The 15265-nt window shown below is 68.8% G+C and carries 14 protein-coding genes; 10 read left to right on the forward strand and 4 right to left on the reverse strand.

What is annotated here, in order from left to right:
- The first annotated feature begins 43 nt into the window (after nucleotides 1-43).
- From CDN36_RS09425 to CDN36_RS09440, 4 genes are read left to right on the forward strand one after another with little or no spacing between them, the layout of a single operon-like run.
- Nucleotides 44-934, forward strand: coding sequence for a phosphoribosylaminoimidazolesuccinocarboxamide synthase (locus CDN36_RS09425; RefSeq protein WP_287496666.1), 891 nt, complete (start codon nucleotides 44-46; stop codon nucleotides 932-934).
- Nucleotides 935-950: 16 nt separating this feature from the next.
- Complete coding sequence (purE, locus tag CDN36_RS09430; protein ID WP_150557036.1) at nucleotides 951-1457, forward strand: 5-(carboxyamino)imidazole ribonucleotide mutase; 507 nt, start codon at nucleotides 951-953, stop codon at nucleotides 1455-1457.
- Between the two features lie 38 nt (nucleotides 1458-1495).
- The gene (locus CDN36_RS09435) at nucleotides 1496-2734 is read left to right on the forward strand and encodes a 5-(carboxyamino)imidazole ribonucleotide synthase (protein WP_150557035.1); all 1239 of its coding nucleotides are present in this window, start codon (nucleotides 1496-1498) and stop codon (nucleotides 2732-2734) included.
- 3 nt (nucleotides 2735-2737) lie between these two features.
- Nucleotides 2738-3799, forward strand: coding sequence for an L-threonylcarbamoyladenylate synthase (locus CDN36_RS09440; protein ID WP_150557034.1), 1062 nt, complete (start codon nucleotides 2738-2740; stop codon nucleotides 3797-3799).
- A gap of 79 nt (nucleotides 3800-3878) precedes the next feature.
- On the opposite strand, the gene CDN36_RS09445 is transcribed toward CDN36_RS09440, so the two are convergent.
- Entirely contained in the window at nucleotides 3879-4814 is a 936-nt protein-coding gene (locus CDN36_RS09445; protein WP_287496591.1) for a sterol desaturase family protein, read from the reverse strand.
- A 182-nt stretch (nucleotides 4815-4996) separates the two neighbouring features.
- Nucleotides 4997-6511, reverse strand: coding sequence for a D-alanyl-D-alanine carboxypeptidase/D-alanyl-D-alanine endopeptidase (gene dacB, locus CDN36_RS09450; protein WP_287496592.1), 1515 nt, complete (start codon nucleotides 6509-6511; stop codon nucleotides 4997-4999).
- A 564-nt stretch (nucleotides 6512-7075) separates the two neighbouring features.
- On the opposite strand from dacB, the gene CDN36_RS09455 reads away from it, so the two are divergent.
- Both CDN36_RS09455 and CDN36_RS09460 read left to right on the forward strand, forming a co-directional pair.
- Nucleotides 7076-7780 carry a response regulator gene (locus CDN36_RS09455; protein ID WP_287496593.1) on the forward strand — a complete coding sequence of 235 codons (705 nt, stop codon included), beginning with the start codon at nucleotides 7076-7078 and terminating at the stop codon, nucleotides 7778-7780.
- Nucleotides 7780-9234, forward strand: coding sequence for an ATP-binding protein (locus CDN36_RS09460; RefSeq protein ID WP_287496594.1), 1455 nt, complete (start codon nucleotides 7780-7782; stop codon nucleotides 9232-9234). The genes CDN36_RS09455 and CDN36_RS09460 overlap by 1 nt, the downstream gene beginning before the upstream one ends.
- Before the next feature lie 121 nt (nucleotides 9235-9355).
- Here CDN36_RS09460 and CDN36_RS09465 read toward each other — a convergent pair whose 3' ends face one another.
- Nucleotides 9356-9826, reverse strand: a complete 471-nt coding sequence (locus CDN36_RS09465; protein ID WP_287496595.1) for a hypothetical protein — start codon at nucleotides 9824-9826, stop codon at nucleotides 9356-9358.
- Nucleotides 9827-10210: 384 nt separating this feature from the next.
- Between CDN36_RS09465 and CDN36_RS09470 the strand changes: the two genes are divergently transcribed.
- Nucleotides 10211-11758 (forward strand): DegQ family serine endoprotease, encoded by a 1548-nt coding sequence (locus CDN36_RS09470; RefSeq protein ID WP_287496596.1) that lies wholly within the window; start codon nucleotides 10211-10213, stop codon nucleotides 11756-11758.
- A gap of 123 nt (nucleotides 11759-11881) precedes the next feature.
- Nucleotides 11882-12382, forward strand: a complete 501-nt coding sequence (locus CDN36_RS09475) for a peptidase associated/transthyretin-like domain-containing protein (RefSeq protein WP_287496597.1) — start codon at nucleotides 11882-11884, stop codon at nucleotides 12380-12382.
- A gap of 141 nt (nucleotides 12383-12523) precedes the next feature.
- Here CDN36_RS09475 and CDN36_RS09480 read toward each other — a convergent pair whose 3' ends face one another.
- Nucleotides 12524-13594, reverse strand: coding sequence for an XdhC family protein (locus CDN36_RS09480; RefSeq protein WP_241014002.1), 1071 nt, complete (start codon nucleotides 13592-13594; stop codon nucleotides 12524-12526).
- Nucleotides 13595-14030: 436 nt separating this feature from the next.
- On the opposite strand from CDN36_RS09480, the gene CDN36_RS09485 reads away from it, so the two are divergent.
- Nucleotides 14031-14648 (forward strand): SRPBCC family protein, encoded by a 618-nt coding sequence (locus CDN36_RS09485; RefSeq protein WP_150557028.1) that lies wholly within the window; start codon nucleotides 14031-14033, stop codon nucleotides 14646-14648.
- Nucleotides 14638-15078 (forward strand): winged helix-turn-helix domain-containing protein, encoded by a 441-nt coding sequence (locus CDN36_RS09490; RefSeq protein WP_287496598.1) that lies wholly within the window; start codon nucleotides 14638-14640, stop codon nucleotides 15076-15078. The genes CDN36_RS09485 and CDN36_RS09490 overlap by 11 nt, the downstream gene beginning before the upstream one ends.
- The last annotated feature ends 187 nt before the right edge of the window (nucleotides 15079-15265 follow it).

Here is a 15265-nt window from a genome sequence, read left to right on the forward strand (position 1 = left end):
TTTGCCCTTCCTGATATCGGGTCCCGCCGTGACTACCCCCGCTCTGAACGCCCTGTACGAATCCTCCCTCAAGAGCCTGCCGCTGCTCTCGCGCGGCAAGGTGCGCGACAACTACGCCGTCGGCGACGACAAGCTGCTGATCGTGACGACGGACCGCCTCTCGGCGTTCGACGTGATCATGGGCGAGCCGATTCCGGGCAAGGGCCGCGTGCTCAACCAGATGGCCAACTTCTGGTTCGACAAGCTCGCGCACGTAGTGCCGAATCACCTGACGGGTGTCGCGTCCGAGAGCGTCGTATCGGCCGACGAGGTCGCCCAGGTCGCCGGCCGCGCGGTCGTCGTCAAGCGTCTGAAGCCGATCCTGGTCGAAGCCGTCGTGCGTGGCTACCTCGCCGGCAGCGGCTGGAAGGACTATCAGGCCACCGGCGCCGTGTGCGGCGTGACGCTGCCCGCCGGGCTGCAAAACGCGCAGCAACTGCCCGAGCCGATCTTCACGCCGGCGGCCAAGGCCGAACTGGGCGAGCACGACGAGAACATCAGCTTCGACGAGATGGCGAGCCGCATCGGCCGCGAGCTCGCCGAGCAGATTCGCGACATCTCGATCCGTCTGTACAAGGAAGCCGCCGCCTACGCCGCCACGCGCGGCATCATCATTGCCGACACGAAATTCGAATTCGGTCTGGACGACGACGGCAAGCTCCACCTGATGGACGAAGCGCTGACGGCTGACTCGTCGCGGTTCTGGCCGGCCGATTCGTATGCCGTGGGCAGCAACCCGCCGTCGTTCGACAAGCAGTTCGTGCGCGACTGGCTGGAGACCCAGCCGTGGGGCAAGACCCCGCCGGCGCCGAAGCTGCCCGTGGAAGTCGTCGAGAAGACGGCCGCCAAGTACCGCGAGGCGCTCGAGCGCCTGACCGGCCAGTCACTGGCCTGAGCGGAGCATCGACGACATGAGTGACAAACAAGCCGCGGCCCCGCGCGTTGGCGTGGTCATGGGGTCCAACTCGGACTGGGAAGTGATGAAGAACGCGGCCGCGATTCTGGCCGAATTCGGCGTGCCTTACGAGGCGCGGGTCGTCTCCGCGCACCGCATGCCGGACGACATGTTCCGCTACGCCGAAGCTGCCCGCGAGCGCGGGCTTGTGGCGATCATCGCGGGCGCCGGCGGCGCCGCGCACCTGCCGGGCATGATCGCCGCCAAGACGACGGTGCCGGTACTTGGCGTGCCTGTGCCGAGCAAGTACCTGCGCGGCGAGGACTCGCTGCTGTCTATCGTGCAGATGCCCAAGGGCGTGCCGGTCGCCACGTTCGCCATCGGCGAGGCGGGCGCGGCCAACGCGGCGCTGTTCGCGGTGGCGATGCTCGCCGCCGGCGACAAGGCGCTCGCCGACAGGCTCGAGGCCTTCCGGGCGAAGCAGACCGAGGCCGCGCGCGGCATGACATTGCCCGCCCTGTAAAAGAAGAACGACCGTCCCCGTTTTCCGTCTTCACAACGATGAATTCCGCACCCGCTGCGCCTGCGCACTCGAGGCCATCCGCGCATCCCGCACATCCCGCACATCCCGTCCTACCCGGCCAGTGGCTGGGCATGCTCGGCGGCGGCCAACTCGGCCGCATGTTCTGTTTTGCCGCCCAGTCGATGGGCTACAAGGTCTGCGTGCTCGACCCGGATCCGCGTTGTCCGGCAGGCGCGGTGGCCGATCGCCTGATTGTCGCCGACTATCGTGACGAGGCGGCGCTCGCCGAGCTCGCCGCGCTGTGCCCGGCGGTGTCCACCGAGTTCGAGAACGTGCCGGCCGAGTCGCTCGACTTTCTCGCGAAGACCTCGACCGTGAGCCCGGCCGGGCGTTGCGTGGCCATTGCGCAGGACCGCGTGGCGGAGAAGCGTTTCATCGAAAGCTGCGGCGTGCCGGTCGCCCCGCACCTGGTGATCGAGTCCGGCGAGGCGCTTGCCGCCATCGGCGACGCCGCGCTCGCGAGCGTGCTGCCCGGCATTCTGAAAACCGCACGCCTGGGTTATGACGGCAAGGGGCAGGTGCGCGTGAGCACGCCGGCCGAGGCGCGCAGCGCCTATGCCGCGCTCGGCGGCGTGCCGTGCGTGCTGGAGAAACGTCTCGCGCTGGCGTTCGAGGTCTCGGTGCTGAGCGCCCGCGGCGCCGACGGCGCGGTGGCGACCTATCCGCTCGCGCAGAACGTGCATATCGACGGCATTCTCGCCACCACGACCGTGCCCGCGCCCGACGCGGCGCCGGCGGTGGCCGACGCCGCCCGCGCGGCCGCGGCGAAAATCGCCTCGCAAATGGACTACGTCGGCGTGCTGTGCGTCGAATTCTTCATCCTCGAGGACGGCACGCTCATCGCCAACGAAATGGCGCCGCGCCCGCACAACAGTGGTCACTACACGATCGATGCGTGTGCGGCGAGCCAGTTCGAGCAGCAGGTGCGCGCCATGGCGGGGCTGCCGCTGGGCGAGACCCGTCAGCACTCGCCGGCGGTCATGCTCAACGTGCTCGGCGACGTGTGGTTCGAGGGCGAGGGCAAGGACCAGCCGCGCACGCCGGCGTGGGCCGACGTCGTTGCGCTGCCGTCCGCCCGCCTGCATCTGTACGGCAAGGAGGAGGCGCGCGCGGGGCGCAAGATGGGCCACATCACGTTCGCCGCCGCAACGCTCGACGAAGCGCGCAAGGCGTGCGTCTCGGCGGCCGCGAGCCTCGACATTGCGCTGGAAGACTGAGCGATGAGCTCGCCCCAAGCGCCGCGCGTCGTCATGCCGTCGGCCGACGACATTACCCGGGCCGCCACGCAGCTTGCAGCGGGCGAGCTCGTCGCATTCCCGACGGAGACGGTCTATGGCCTGGGCGGCGACGCCGAGAGCCCGGCGGCCGTCGCCGCCATCTACGCCGCGAAGGGACGCCCGGCCAACCACCCCGTCATCGTTCACTTCTCGCCCGAAGGCGACCCCGGCTACTGGAGCGACGACGTCACGCCCGCCGCGCGCGCGCTGATGGACGCCTTCTGGCCGGGTCCGCTCACACTCATCCTCAGGCGCGCACCGCATATTCCGGACGCCGTCTCCGGCGGGCAGGATTCGGTGGGGCTGCGCTGCCCGTCGCATCCGGTCGCGCAGGCGCTGTTGCGTGAGTTCGCGACGCTCAAGGCGGGGCCGGGCGGGCAGGGCGGCGTTGCCGCGCCGTCGGCCAACCGCTTCGGGCAGGTGAGCCCGACGGCGGCGCAGCACGTGCGCGACGAATTCGCCGGACTGCCCGGCGTGAGCGTTCACGTGCTCGACGGCGGCGAGGCGGCCGTGGGCATCGAATCGACCATCGTGGATCTGTCGCGCGGCTTTCCGGCGCTGCTGCGCCCGGGGCACATCACGCCAGCGCAGATCGCGCAGGTTCTGGGCGAAATGCCACGACTGCCGGGACAGGACAGCAATGCGCCGCGCGCGTCGGGCACGCTCAAGGCGCACTACGCCCCGCGCACACCGCTGTATCTGTGCGACGCCGGGCAGTTCGCCCCGGCGCTGGCATTGCGTCCGACGGGCGAGCGTGTCGCGGTGGCGGCGTTTGCACCGACGCTCGCGGCGCTGCCGGCCGACGCCGCGGCATCCGACGACGTTCTCAAGATCGCGTTGCCGGCCACGCCCGAAGCCCTCGCCACCGATCTCTACGCGATGCTGCGCCGGCTCGATCGCGCCAACGTCACGCACATCCTGTTCGAACGTCTGCCCGATACGCCGGCCTGGGCCGCCGTCGGCGATCGGCTGGGCCGCGCAGCCGCGGCGTTCGAGCGAGAATGAGCGCCTGGGGATAGTGCGAGGGCTCACGAAGACGGCGCGGAGTTTCCGCGCCTTTTTCATGAATCGCCGGCGTTCTGCGTCAGCGCGTCTCGCGCGAGGCTTCGGCGCCCGCCATGCTCCCCACGCCGGTCCCGGGCGCCACCGATGAAACCGCCGAGGGTGTCGCCGCGGGTTGCGCGGCGAGCCATGCGCGCCGCCACTCGGGCGGCCCGAACAACGCCATCCCCTTGTTGCGCCAGCCAGGCACCGTGACGACGTCACGCGCCATCATGCGCCATTCGTGGAACGTCAGCGTGATCGGGTTGTGGGTGTGGATCGGGTCGACGATGCCGAATTCGCACGGCTCGTCCTCGCTTTCCTCGACATAGGAGCCGAACAGGCGGTCCCAGATGACCAGCACGCCGGCATAGTTGCGGTCGATGTAACGCGGATTGCGCGCGTGATGCGCCCGGTGGATCGACGGCGTGTTGAGCACGTACTCGAGCCAGCCCAATTTCGGAATGGCCTGCGTATGAACGAAGAACTGGAACGCCAGATTGAGCAGGACGACGCCGACGATCTGCACCGGCGTGAAGCCGATGAGGGCCATCGGCGTCCAGAACAGCCACATGCCGGCGACCGGATACATCAGGCTCTGGCGGAACGCGGTCGACAGGTTGAGCCGCTCCGACGAGTGATGCACCACATGCGCGGCCCAGAGCCAGCGAACGCGGTGACTGGCGCGATGGAAGACGTAGTAGAGAAAGTCCTGCACGACGAAGAGCAGCACGAAGCCGGCCCAGCCGCCAGGCATCGTATAGACGCGGTAATGGTCGTAGAGCCATCCATAGAACGGCACGACGAGCAGCCAGGCCAGCTTGTCGGCCCCCTGGTGCATGAGGGCGAGCGTGGCGTTGCTCACGGTGTCCCTTAGGCTGTACATGCCGGGGCGGCGACGCCGCCAGTACCAGGCTTCGATGCCGATACACAGCACGAACACCGGCGCGAGCGCCAGCAGAATCAACTCGACGTTCATGACCGCGCGTCTCCTCACGGTAGGGTCGTCTGAACCGGCGTCCCGCCGTCTTGGCGGCGATGACGCCGATGGAACGTCTATTCTGACGCGAATGACCGCGCGTCACGCGCCCGTTAGAGGGAAACGTCAAAAAAGGAAACGTCGAAAAAGGAAGCGTCAACAGCACGGCGGCACGCCCGCGCTCACGGTGCGTTTTCGTACACCCACGAAATCAGCGCGTCGTTGAACGCACGCGCATTGCTCGCTCGCGGATCGTTCACCAGCGAGACCACGACATAGATGTTGCCGTTGCGCGAGCCGACGTAGCCGGCCACGGCGCTCACGTCGTCGAGCGTGCCCGTCTTGATGTGGGCGTTGCCCGCCACGTCGCGATTGCTCAGACGATTGCGCATGGTGCCGTCGACGCCGACCGTGGGCATCGATTCGACGAGCACCTGCGCGTGCGGCCCGTTCACGCCATGCTGCAACAGCCGCGCGAGTTCGGCCGCACTCACGCGCTCGATGCGCGACAGACCCGAGCCATTCTCCACGACGAGGCCCGGCATGGCGAGATCGTTCTTGTCGAGCCAGCGGCGCAGCACTTCGCGCGAGCGCGCGAGGCTCGCCGGCGTCTTGCCGTCGGCGCCGAGGCCCAGCGTCAGGAAGAGCTGGCGCGCCATGACGTTGTTGCTGAACTTGTTCATGTCGTGCACGACTTCGGCGAGGGTCTGACCGCGATGCGTGACGAGCAGCCGCGCCCCCGGCGGCACGGCGCCCGTGCGCACGCCGCCGTTGAACTGGCCGCCCGACGCCTGCCACAGCGCGCGAAAGCCGCCGAGGAAGAAGCGGTCGCGCTCCGGTGCCGCCACGTTCCAGCCCTTGTCCTCGCAGGCGGCCGGATAGGTGCCGGAGAAGTGGGCGACGTAAGTGCCGTCGGGCGTGGCGGCGAGCGTGGGGTGGATGCGTGCGAGCCAGTCGCCGCAGTTGCCCGTCGGCGTCGACGTCATTTCGTTGGCGACCTGCAGATTGGCCAGCGGCGGCAGCACGCCAACGTCGACGGTGCCGTTCGCGTTGCTGGTAAAGCTGAACGAGACGGCCTTGAACGAGTAGAGCAGGGGGTCCGGCGCCACGTTGTAGGGGCGATCGTCGCCGCCGTCGATCGCGGCGGTTGCGCCAATGTCCGCGCTGTAGGCCGAACGGTCGAGCACGATGTCGCCATTGATGTTGACCACGCCCGCATTGTGCAACTCCGCGACGAACTTCTCCATCTCCTCGGGCACGAGCTTCGGATCGCCCGTGCCCTTGAAGTACAGGTTGCCGTTGAGCGTGCGCCCGTCGATCTGTCCGTCGGTGAACGCCTGCGTGCGCCAGCGGTAGTCCGGGCCGAGCGTGTCGAGGGCGGCGATCGTGGTGACGAGCTTCATCGTCGACGCCGGATTGCGCGGCACGCCTGGATTGACGGCCAGCAAGGGCGGCGCGATGCTGCCGCGCGTCTGCAGCGGGTTGTCGACCCGCGCGACGACCACGCTCACGTGCGCGGCGGGCACCTTGCTCGCGGCCAGCGCGCGGGCAAGGGGCGCGGGCAGCGGCGTGGCGTGCGCGGCGGCGACAGGCACCTTCGGCATCTTCGCGTGTTTGCCCGGCCTGGCCTGCACGGGCGCGCTCGCGAGCAGCGCCAGGCTCAGCACCGACGCGCCCCACGCAAGCGACGACGCCAACGCGCGCGTCGATGGCGGCGGCAACCACGATGGCGACGAGGGCAACGACTGGGGTGGCGAAGGGGGGCGCGGCGAGGAGGAGGGCGGCGAGGAGGAGGGCGGCGAGGAGGAGGGCGACGAGGAGGAGGGCGACAAGGAGGAGGGCGGCAATGGCGAGCGCGCCGGTGCGAACGGCGCGACTACAAGGCGGCGGGGCAAGCGATGCAGGCGGGGGACGCGCATGACGGGCGATGTTCTCCAGTGTTGCGCGCTGCGAAACCGTATGGACCTGAGGCGCTCAGGCACAGCGGTGCGGACGCGGCGGCGAAGCGATGTGGCGAGTGCCGCGCCGCGATGTGCGTCTGACATGCGCGGCGCGTGGTTGGCTGCATTGTAAGACGGGCGTGCAACGAACTGTCGCTACAATGGGTCGAAAATCCTGTGACTGTCACCCTCAGGCAACATCCGGACGCGGCACTCGCACGCGGCGATCGACGCGTGCGAAGGCTCGTCAGAAGTCCTGCGGGACAGTCTGCGAAAAGTTCTGCGAAAAGTTCTGCGAAGGCCCAACGATACCGACAAGCCATGCGAATCCTATTGGTGGAAGACGACGCGATGATCGCCGCGGCCGTGACGAAGGGGCTGCGCCACGATGGCTGGACCGTCGATCACGTCGGCGACGGCCAGCGGGCGCTCGATGCACTCGCCCTCGAGTCATACGACGCGCTGCTGCTCGATCTCGGCCTGCCGCGCCGCGACGGCATCGACGTGCTGCGCACCTTGCGCGCCCGCGGTCAGGCGCTTCCGGTGCTCATCGCGACCGCGCGCGACGCCGTCGCCGATCGCGTGAAGGGACTCGACGCCGGCGCGGACGACTATCTCGTCAAACCGTTCGACCTCGACGAGCTCGCCGCCCGGCTGCGCGCGCTGGTGCGCCGCCAGGCGGGCCGCAGCGAGCCGCTGCTGCGCCACGGCGCCATCGTGCTCGACCCGGCCACGCGGCAGGTCACGTGCAGCGGCGTGCCCGTCGTGCTCTCCGCTCGGGAATACGCCGTGCTCGAAGCGCTGCTCAACCGTCCCGGGGCGGTGCTCTCCAAGGCGCAGCTCGAAGAGCGCATCTACGGCTGGGGCGAGGAGGTCGCCAGCAATGCAGTGGAAGTCCACGTGCACGGGCTGCGCAAGAAGCTCGGGGCGGACGTCATTCGCACCGTGCGGGGCGTCGGCTACATGATGCCGGCTGAAACGGCGCAGATGCCGGGCGCGCGCGGCGCGGCATCGGAGGCCGAGTAATGCGCTCGATTCGTCGCCGTCTTCTCGTCGGATTGCTGCTCACGCTCGCGGCGGCGCTCGTGCTCGCCGGCGTGGCCATCTTCCGCCAGGCCCGCACCGAGGCGAACGCACTGTTCGATTTCCAACTGCAGCAGATGGCCCTGTCGCTGCCGGCCGAGCCGTTCTCGAGCGCGCCGGGCGAGCACAGCGACGCGGCCGGGCTCGTCATCCAGATCTGGAGCCGCAACGGCGTGGAGCTGTACTACTCGCACCCGCGCACGCCGTTGCCGCCGCGCGCGGAGCTTGGCTTCACCACCGTGCAGACGCCCGCCGGCGACTGGCGCGTGTACGCGGCGCTCGTGGGTGAGAACGTCGTGCAACTGGCGCAGCCGATGGCGATACGCGACTCGCTCGCCGTCTCGATGGCGTTGCGCACGCTGCTGCCGCTCGTTGTCGCCATGCCGCTGCTCGCATTGCTGGTGTGGTTCGTCGTCGGCCGCGGACTGCAACCGTTAAGGCGTGTCACGAAGGCGCTGGACGAGCGTTCGCCGGGCGCCCTCGAAGCGTTGCCCGAGGCTGGCCTGCCCGACGAAGTCCGACCGCTCGTGCGCGCGCTCAACAGCTTGCTGGGCCGGCTGGACGAGGCGCTGGTGCAGCAAAAGGCGTTCGTCGCCGATGCGGCGCACGAGCTGCGCACGCCGCTTGCCGCGTTGCAATTGCAGGTGCAGTTGCTCGACCGGGCGAACACGGAGGCCGAACGCGCGCAAGCCATGCAGGATCTGCGAGACGGCGTGCAGCGCGCGTCGCACATGGTGTCGCAGCTGCTCACGCTGGCGCGTCAGGAGCCGGATGCGGCGCGTGCCGCCTCGGCCTTCGTCGACATGCCGCTCGTGCCGGTACTGCGCGACGTGGTGGCGCGTCATGCGCCGCTGGCCGTGGCGCGCGGCATCGACCTGGGCCTGGACGCCCCCGAGGCGCTCGCCGACATCGCACATGTGCGCGGCGATGCCGATGCGCTGCAAACGCTCTTCGGCAATCTCGTGGATAACGCGTTGAAGTACACGCCGCGCGGCGGGCACGTCGACGTGCGTCTGGTGGCGGCGACGCCCGCGGCCGTGGTGGAGGTCGAGGACAACGGGCCCGGGATCGCGGTGGCCGAACGGGAACGCGTGTTCGATCGCTTTTTCCGTGGCGGCGCGGCGCAGGCGCCGGCGTCAGGCGAGGCGGGCGCTCCCGAACGGGGGGCAGACGGGCAGGCGCCGGGCGATGCACCGGGGCCGGGCTCGCTCTCGGGGCAGGACGAGGATCCGCAAGCGCCGCGCGCCCAAGGCAGCGGGCTCGGCCTTGCCATCGTGCGCAATGTTGCGCGGGCGCATGGTGCGCGCGTGGAACTGCTCGATACCCGCAGCGGGCGCGGATTGCGCGTGCGCGTGAGCTTCGGCGGCGCGGCCCAGTCCCCGCCACCGCCGATCTGACACGTCACGCCGCCTCGTCCGGCAGCGGGCGACGCCGTGGCTCAGTGCGCGGCGGCCACGCCATCGTGCCGTGCGCGCCGTCGCGCGCCCGGCCGTGGCGGCACGCTGCGGTGGGCGCGATTCATCCGCGCGTCACGCCCGTGACCTTGTCGTGCTCGATCGTGAGGGTGCGGCGATCGGGGCGATAGTCGCGCGTCGATGGCAGGACCCTGCCGTCCTGCATGCCGATGCGCCACGGGCAGCCCTGCAGCATCGTCTTCACTTCATCGAGCGACTTGCCGAGAATGGCCTGATCGGTCGGCGTATCGGGCGTGCAATTCGCGGGCGCCTGCACATGTCCCGAAGCTTGTCCCGAAGCTTGTCCCGACGTCCGGTCCGCAGTCTGGTCCGACGGGGGCTGTTGCGTCTGCCCCGGGATCGACGAATCGGCGGGCCCCTGCGTGCCGGGCGAGCCGTCGCCAGGCGCGGCGTGCGCGCCGAAGGCCAGTACGAGACCGAGCACGGCGGCGGCGCTTCCAAGCGCGTGTGCGGCGTGGCGAAGCAATGTGCCGCGCGGGTGGGCCGTGCGGATCATGCGAAACGTTTGCATCATGAACCTCCTCGTGAAGCGGTCGTGCGGTGCGGGATTGCACTGCCTAGTCACCGTAGACAGCGGGCCATTGACGGGCAAGACACACCGCACGTCGAGTTCCTTCAAACGCGCGATGCTGTAACGCATAGCGCGCATCGTGGCGCGAAACTCCGTGCCATACGTGAGGTGTGACGTTCTCCCTCCTCGGGCGACGCTCGCCCGTCGCCGGGACCACGCTTTTGCGCGTGAAGATCTCAAGGGGCTGAAGGATATCAAGGGTCTGAAGGGTATCAAGGCCTTAAGGTTCTCAAGGCCTTAAGGTTCTCAAGGCCTTAAGGTTCTCTTAAGGGAGCCTCTCTACGATCACAGGCATGTTCAAACGTGGTCTTCGGTAAGGAGAGACTCATGCGGACCTCAAAGCTCACTCGCACGCTGGTGGCCAGTGCCGTACTCGTCGCATTGACGGGGGGCTACGTTGCCGGGCGCCAACACTGGCAAGCGCCGCTCGCCTCGGAAATGGTCAGCGATGCCCACGCGGCGTGGCCGGCGACGGCAACGGCAGCGGCGGCCAACACGTCGAACACCGCGCCGAATGCCGCACCGCGCATGCTGGTGCCGGACTTCTCGCAACTGGCGGAACAATACGGACCGGCCGTAGTCAACATTAGTGTGACGCACGATGGGAAACCTTCGGCGGGCCGGGGCGCGGCCGCGATCCCCATGCCGCCCGGCATGGACCAGAACGATCCGCTGTTCCAGTTCTTCCGTCGTTTCTACGGGGCGCCGGGCAACGACGGCGGCGACGATGACAACGGCGGCGAGAGCGGGCCGACGCGCAGTCTCGGCTCGGGTTTCATCGTGAGTCCGGACGGTTACATCCTGACCAACGCTCACGTCGTGGACGGCGCGAGCCAGGTCACGGTGAAGCTCACCGACAAGCGCGAGTACAAGGCGAAGGTCGTGGGCAGCGACAAGGCGAGCGACGTGGCGCTGCTCAAGATCGCGGCGACGAGCCTGCCGACGGTAAAAATCGGCGACCCGTCGAAATCGAAGGCCGGCGAATGGGTGGTGGCCATCGGCTCGCCCTACGGCTTCGACAACACCGTGACGGCGGGCATCGTGTCGGCGAAGGCGCGCGCCCTGCCCGACGAGAACTACACGCCGTTCATTCAGACGGACGTGCCGGTCAATCCGGGTAATTCGGGCGGGCCGCTGTTCAATCTGAACGGCGAGGTCATCGGCATCAACTCGATGATCTACTCGCGCACCGGCGGCTTCCAGGGGCTGTCGTTCGCGATTCCGATCGACATGGCGATGAAGGTCAAGGCGCAGCTCCAGCAGTACGGCAAGGTGAGCCGCGGCCGCATCGGCGTGGCGATCCAGGAGGTCAACCAGTCGCTCGCGAAGTCGTTCGGCCTGCCCAAGCCCACGGGCGCGTTGGTGTCGTCGATCGACAAGAACGGGCCGGCCGCGAAGTCCAATCTGAAGCCGGGCGACGTGATTCTGGCGGTCAACGGCACGACCATCGACGACTCGGTGCAGTTGCCGGAGAAGATTGCCGACATGCGTCCCGGCCAAAAGGCCACGCTCACGGTCTGGCGCAACGGCGGCAAGCAGGACGTGACCGTGACGGTCGCGGCGCTCAACGAGAAGCAGGACGTCGCGAGCGCCGACGACTCGGCCACGCACGGGCCCTTGGGGCTGGCGGTGCGCGAGCTCTCGCCGCAGGAAAAGCGCGCCGCGCAGGTCACCGGCGGATTGCTGGTGGCGCGCGCGGGCGGTCCGGCCGAGCAGGCCGGGGTGCAAGCGGGCGACATCATCCTGTCGCTCAACGGCACGCCGGTGACGAGCGCCGCGCAACTGAGCGAGAAGCTCAAGAAGGCGGGCAACAACGTTGCGCTGCTGGTGCAGCGCGACGGGCAGCAGATCTTCATCCCGGTCGATCTCGGCTGAGTCGAGCGCAGTACCGAACGGGATGCCACGCACTACCTGATGTGTCCGGGCGCCGGCGGCCGACAGGCGAGCGCCTCGCGCGCCCGGCGCGAACCGGCATCGTGATGAAACGGGAGGTCGAATATGTGGCAACGACAGCAACGACAGCAACGACAGCAACGACGGCAACGGTGGCAACAATGGCAACGCTGGTCGGCAGCGGCCGCGACGGCCGCCGCTGTAGCGGCAATGGGCGGCCTGTCGACCGTATCGGTCGCGCATGCGCAGGGCGGTGGCACGCTGCCGCCCGCGATGCAGCAGGGCGACGTGTCGTATGTGTCGGGCGGTATCGACAGCGACGAGTCCGGCACCTTCAAGCGCGAAGCCTCGCGCTGGCCGCTATCCATCGAGATGGCGGCGCGCGGCGAAGGCGCCAACGAGTACGTCGCGGACGCGCAGGTGCAGATCATGCGCGGCAGCACCACGGTGCTCGACACGCGTGCCAAGGGTCCCTTCATGCTCGTCAGGCTGCCGCCGGGCAGCTACACCGTGAAGGCAACCTATAACGGCAGGCCGATGACCCGACAGGTGCAGGTCCCCGCCAAGGGGCACGCCGCCGCAACGTTCCTGTGGCCGCACGACTGATGTGCCGATCGGTCGGTCGATCGGTCGATTGGGCGACCGGTGTGCAGCGTGTACGGTGAAGTAACCCAGGCAGTAGCACTCTGCAAGGAGTGAGCGAGTTGCGCCGCCGAAAGGCGGCGCTTTTTTTTGTGTGCCGCCGCCTCAGGCCGCGCGAGACGCGTCGTCCGCCAGCAGCGCCTCGCCGACACCGGCCAGACTGCCGCTCGTGCCGTGTCTGGCGCCTTCGCCGAGACTGTCCTCGGCGCCGCGCATCGCAAACGTCTGTTTCACGGCGATGCCGTTCTTGATGGCCGTCATTTCCGCGAGAATCGCCACGGCAATCTCGGCGGGCGTGCGCGCGCCGAGGTGCATGCCGACCGGCCCGTGCAGACGCTCGATCTCCGCCGTGCTCAGATCGAACAACGACAGGCGTTCACGCCGACGCGCGTTGTTCACCCGCGAGCCGATCGCACCGATGTAGAACGCGGGTGACTTGAGCGCTTCGAGCAGCGCCATGTCGTCGAGCTTGGGATCGTGCGTGAGCGTGAGCACCGCGCTGTGCGAGTCGAGTTGCAGGCGCACGATCAGGTCGTCAGGCATCTCGCGCGAGAGCTCGGTGCCGGGCACCTGCCATTCTTCGGCGTATTCCTCGCGCGGGTCGCACACGATCACGTGATAGTCGAGTGCGCACGCCATGCCGGCCACGTATTTCGAGAGTTGGCCCGCGCCGATGACGACGAGCCGATGACGCGGCCCGTGCGACGTGATGAGCCGCTTGCCGTCGAACTCGACGGGGGGCGTGCGGTGACCCGGTGCGATCTGCACTGCGCCGGTCGTCATGTCGAGTTCGCGCACGACCAGACGGAACTGCGCGACCGCGTCGAGCAGTTCCGCAATGCGCGAGGCCTCGCGCACGGGCTCCAGCACCAGTTGCAGCGTGCCGCCGCACGGCAGCCCGAAGCGGTGGGCTTCCTCGGCGCTCACACCATAGCTCGTGAGCTGCGGACGGTCTTGCGGCCAGTCGCCTTCGCGGATGCGGGCAATCAGATCGTCCTCGACGCAGCCGCCTGAGACGGAGCCGACCATGTGGCCGTCTTCGCGAATCGCGAGCATCGAGCCCACGGGGCGGGGCGCGGACCCCCAGGTGCGCACGACGGTGCCCAGCGTGACGAAAAAGCCCGCGCGGGTCCATTGCACGGCGGACTTCAGCACTTCCAGGTCGACACTGTCCATAGCACGGTTCCTTCGCCAATACGTGAGCGGCGGCGCCGTCCGGCCGAGGCGCCCGGCCGGCGCTTCGCCCATCCGGTGCATGCGAAGCCTTGCCTGCGCTCGCGACGCCGGGGCATGCGCTCGCAGGCGGGCCGAGGAACCGGCCGATGCCGAGATTTCGCCGCTCGATGTGATGCGCCGAGTATATCGCGCCTTGGCGTGCGCTGTATTCCACCCGATACTGCGGTGCCGGACGGCCGTTCGGTGCAAGTCGGGGCCGCCGAATTCAAACCGTGACGATGGTCGCGGTCGCGGCTTTCCTTGGCACCACGCACGCGGGAGCGGACTCGCGGTCGCGGGCGCGCGTGGCGCGAGGTAACTCGTGTCACAATATTTCGACGCTAGACGGATTCGCCATGCCCGGGATGCCGGGGCGGGGGAAGGCAAGGGAGGGGCAATGGAACTACGGAACAGCCGGCGGTTGCCGGTCGCGAGAGACGTTGCGTGGATCGCGCTGAACGACCCGGGCGTGTTGCGACAGTGCATTCCGGGGTGCGAATCGATCGAGCGCATCGACGACACCACCTGGGACATTGTCATCGCGGCGACGCTCGGGCCCGTGGGCGGGCGCTGGCGCGCCCGCATCACGTTGACCGACGTGGTCCCGCCCGCGTCGTACACACTGAATTTCGACGGGCTGGGATCGTCGGCCGGGCTCACCCGCGGCCGCGCGTCCGTCGCGCTGTTATCGCAAGGACCGATGAACACATTGCTCACCTATGACCTGAAGGCGCGGTTCGGCGGCGAATATGCCGATCTCGACAGCCCGCAGGCCGACGCCGCGGCCAACGCGCTCGCCGACACCTTTTTCACGCGCCTCGTCGGGCTCATCGCACCGAACCACAGGATCGACGACCCGGTCGCGGCCGACGGCGAAGTGGCCGCGGCGCTCGCTGCCGACGCCGCCATGCGCGACGTGCCGTCCACGCGGGGCAAGTTGGCACGCTGGTGGCCGTGGGTGGTGGCGGCGCTCATCCTCGTCTTCATCGTGCTGTGGGGCAACCATGCCAGTTGAGCGCCGGCGCAGCCGCAAGCCTGCGGCACACGCGCTCGCGGCCGCGACGGGCGCGGCGGGCGCGGCGGACTACGACCTGCGCGTTCGCATCCGGGACGGCGAGTCACCCGTCTTCGGGCCGGGGCGCGTGGCGCTGCTGCGCGCGATTGAAGCGACGGGGTCGATTTCCGCGGCGGCGCGCCGCATGGGCATGTCGTACCGGCGGGCGTGGCTGCTCGTCGAGGCGATGAACCACGAGTTTCGCGAGCCCCTCGTCACGCGCCACATCGGCGGCGTGTCGGGCGGCGGCGCCGCGCTCACGCCGTTCGCGCAAAACCTCGCTGCGCACTACGACATGCTGCTCGGAGACATCCGCTCGCTGCTCGACGCGCGCGTGCCGATCTTCGACGCCTATCTCAAGGACGGCAAGAGCGTCGATCCTGACGCGTGAACGCATCGTGCCAGCCGTTTGCCGTTTGCCGTTTGCCGTTCGCCGTTCGCATTCGCCGCGCGCCTTCTCTTTTCTTTCCTCTCCCGTTTTCGCCAATGCAACCGCCGCACCGCCCGCCATCCCGGGCGGCGCCGAGCTATCACGAAAACGTTTAATTTCCGTGAGGACTTCGTCACCGGCCTGACGC

This window comes from Pandoraea sp. CB10b_02 (assembly GCF_002216225.1).
Lineage (GTDB): Bacteria > Pseudomonadota > Gammaproteobacteria > Burkholderiales > Burkholderiaceae > Pandoraea > Pandoraea nosoerga.

Bases quoted from the DNA above. Each gene is read 5' to 3' on its own strand.
- CDN36_RS09460 (WP_287496594.1), top strand. From the start codon at position 7,780: ATGCGCTCGATTCGTCGCCGTCTTCTCGTCGGATTGCTGCTCACGCTC.
- CDN36_RS09475 (WP_287496597.1), top strand. From the start codon at position 11,882: ATGTGGCAACGACAGCAACGACAGCAACGACAGCAACGACGGCAACGG.
- CDN36_RS09485 (WP_150557028.1), top strand. From the start codon at position 14,031: ATGGAACTACGGAACAGCCGGCGGTTGCCGGTCGCGAGAGACGTTGCG.
- CDN36_RS09480 (WP_241014002.1), bottom strand. From the start codon at position 13,594: ATGGACAGTGTCGACCTGGAAGTGCTGAAGTCCGCCGTGCAATGGACC.
- CDN36_RS09490 (WP_287496598.1), top strand. From the start codon at position 14,638: ATGCCAGTTGAGCGCCGGCGCAGCCGCAAGCCTGCGGCACACGCGCTC.
- CDN36_RS09440 (WP_150557034.1), top strand. From the start codon at position 2,738: ATGAGCTCGCCCCAAGCGCCGCGCGTCGTCATGCCGTCGGCCGACGAC.
- CDN36_RS09465 (WP_287496595.1), bottom strand. From the start codon at position 9,826: ATGATGCAAACGTTTCGCATGATCCGCACGGCCCACCCGCGCGGCACA.
- CDN36_RS09455 (WP_287496593.1), top strand. From the start codon at position 7,076: ATGCGAATCCTATTGGTGGAAGACGACGCGATGATCGCCGCGGCCGTG.
- CDN36_RS09435 (WP_150557035.1), top strand. From the start codon at position 1,496: ATGAATTCCGCACCCGCTGCGCCTGCGCACTCGAGGCCATCCGCGCAT.
- CDN36_RS09445 (WP_287496591.1), bottom strand. From the start codon at position 4,814: ATGAACGTCGAGTTGATTCTGCTGGCGCTCGCGCCGGTGTTCGTGCTG.
- purE (WP_150557036.1), top strand. From the start codon at position 951: ATGAGTGACAAACAAGCCGCGGCCCCGCGCGTTGGCGTGGTCATGGGG.
- CDN36_RS09470 (WP_287496596.1), top strand. From the start codon at position 10,211: ATGCGGACCTCAAAGCTCACTCGCACGCTGGTGGCCAGTGCCGTACTC.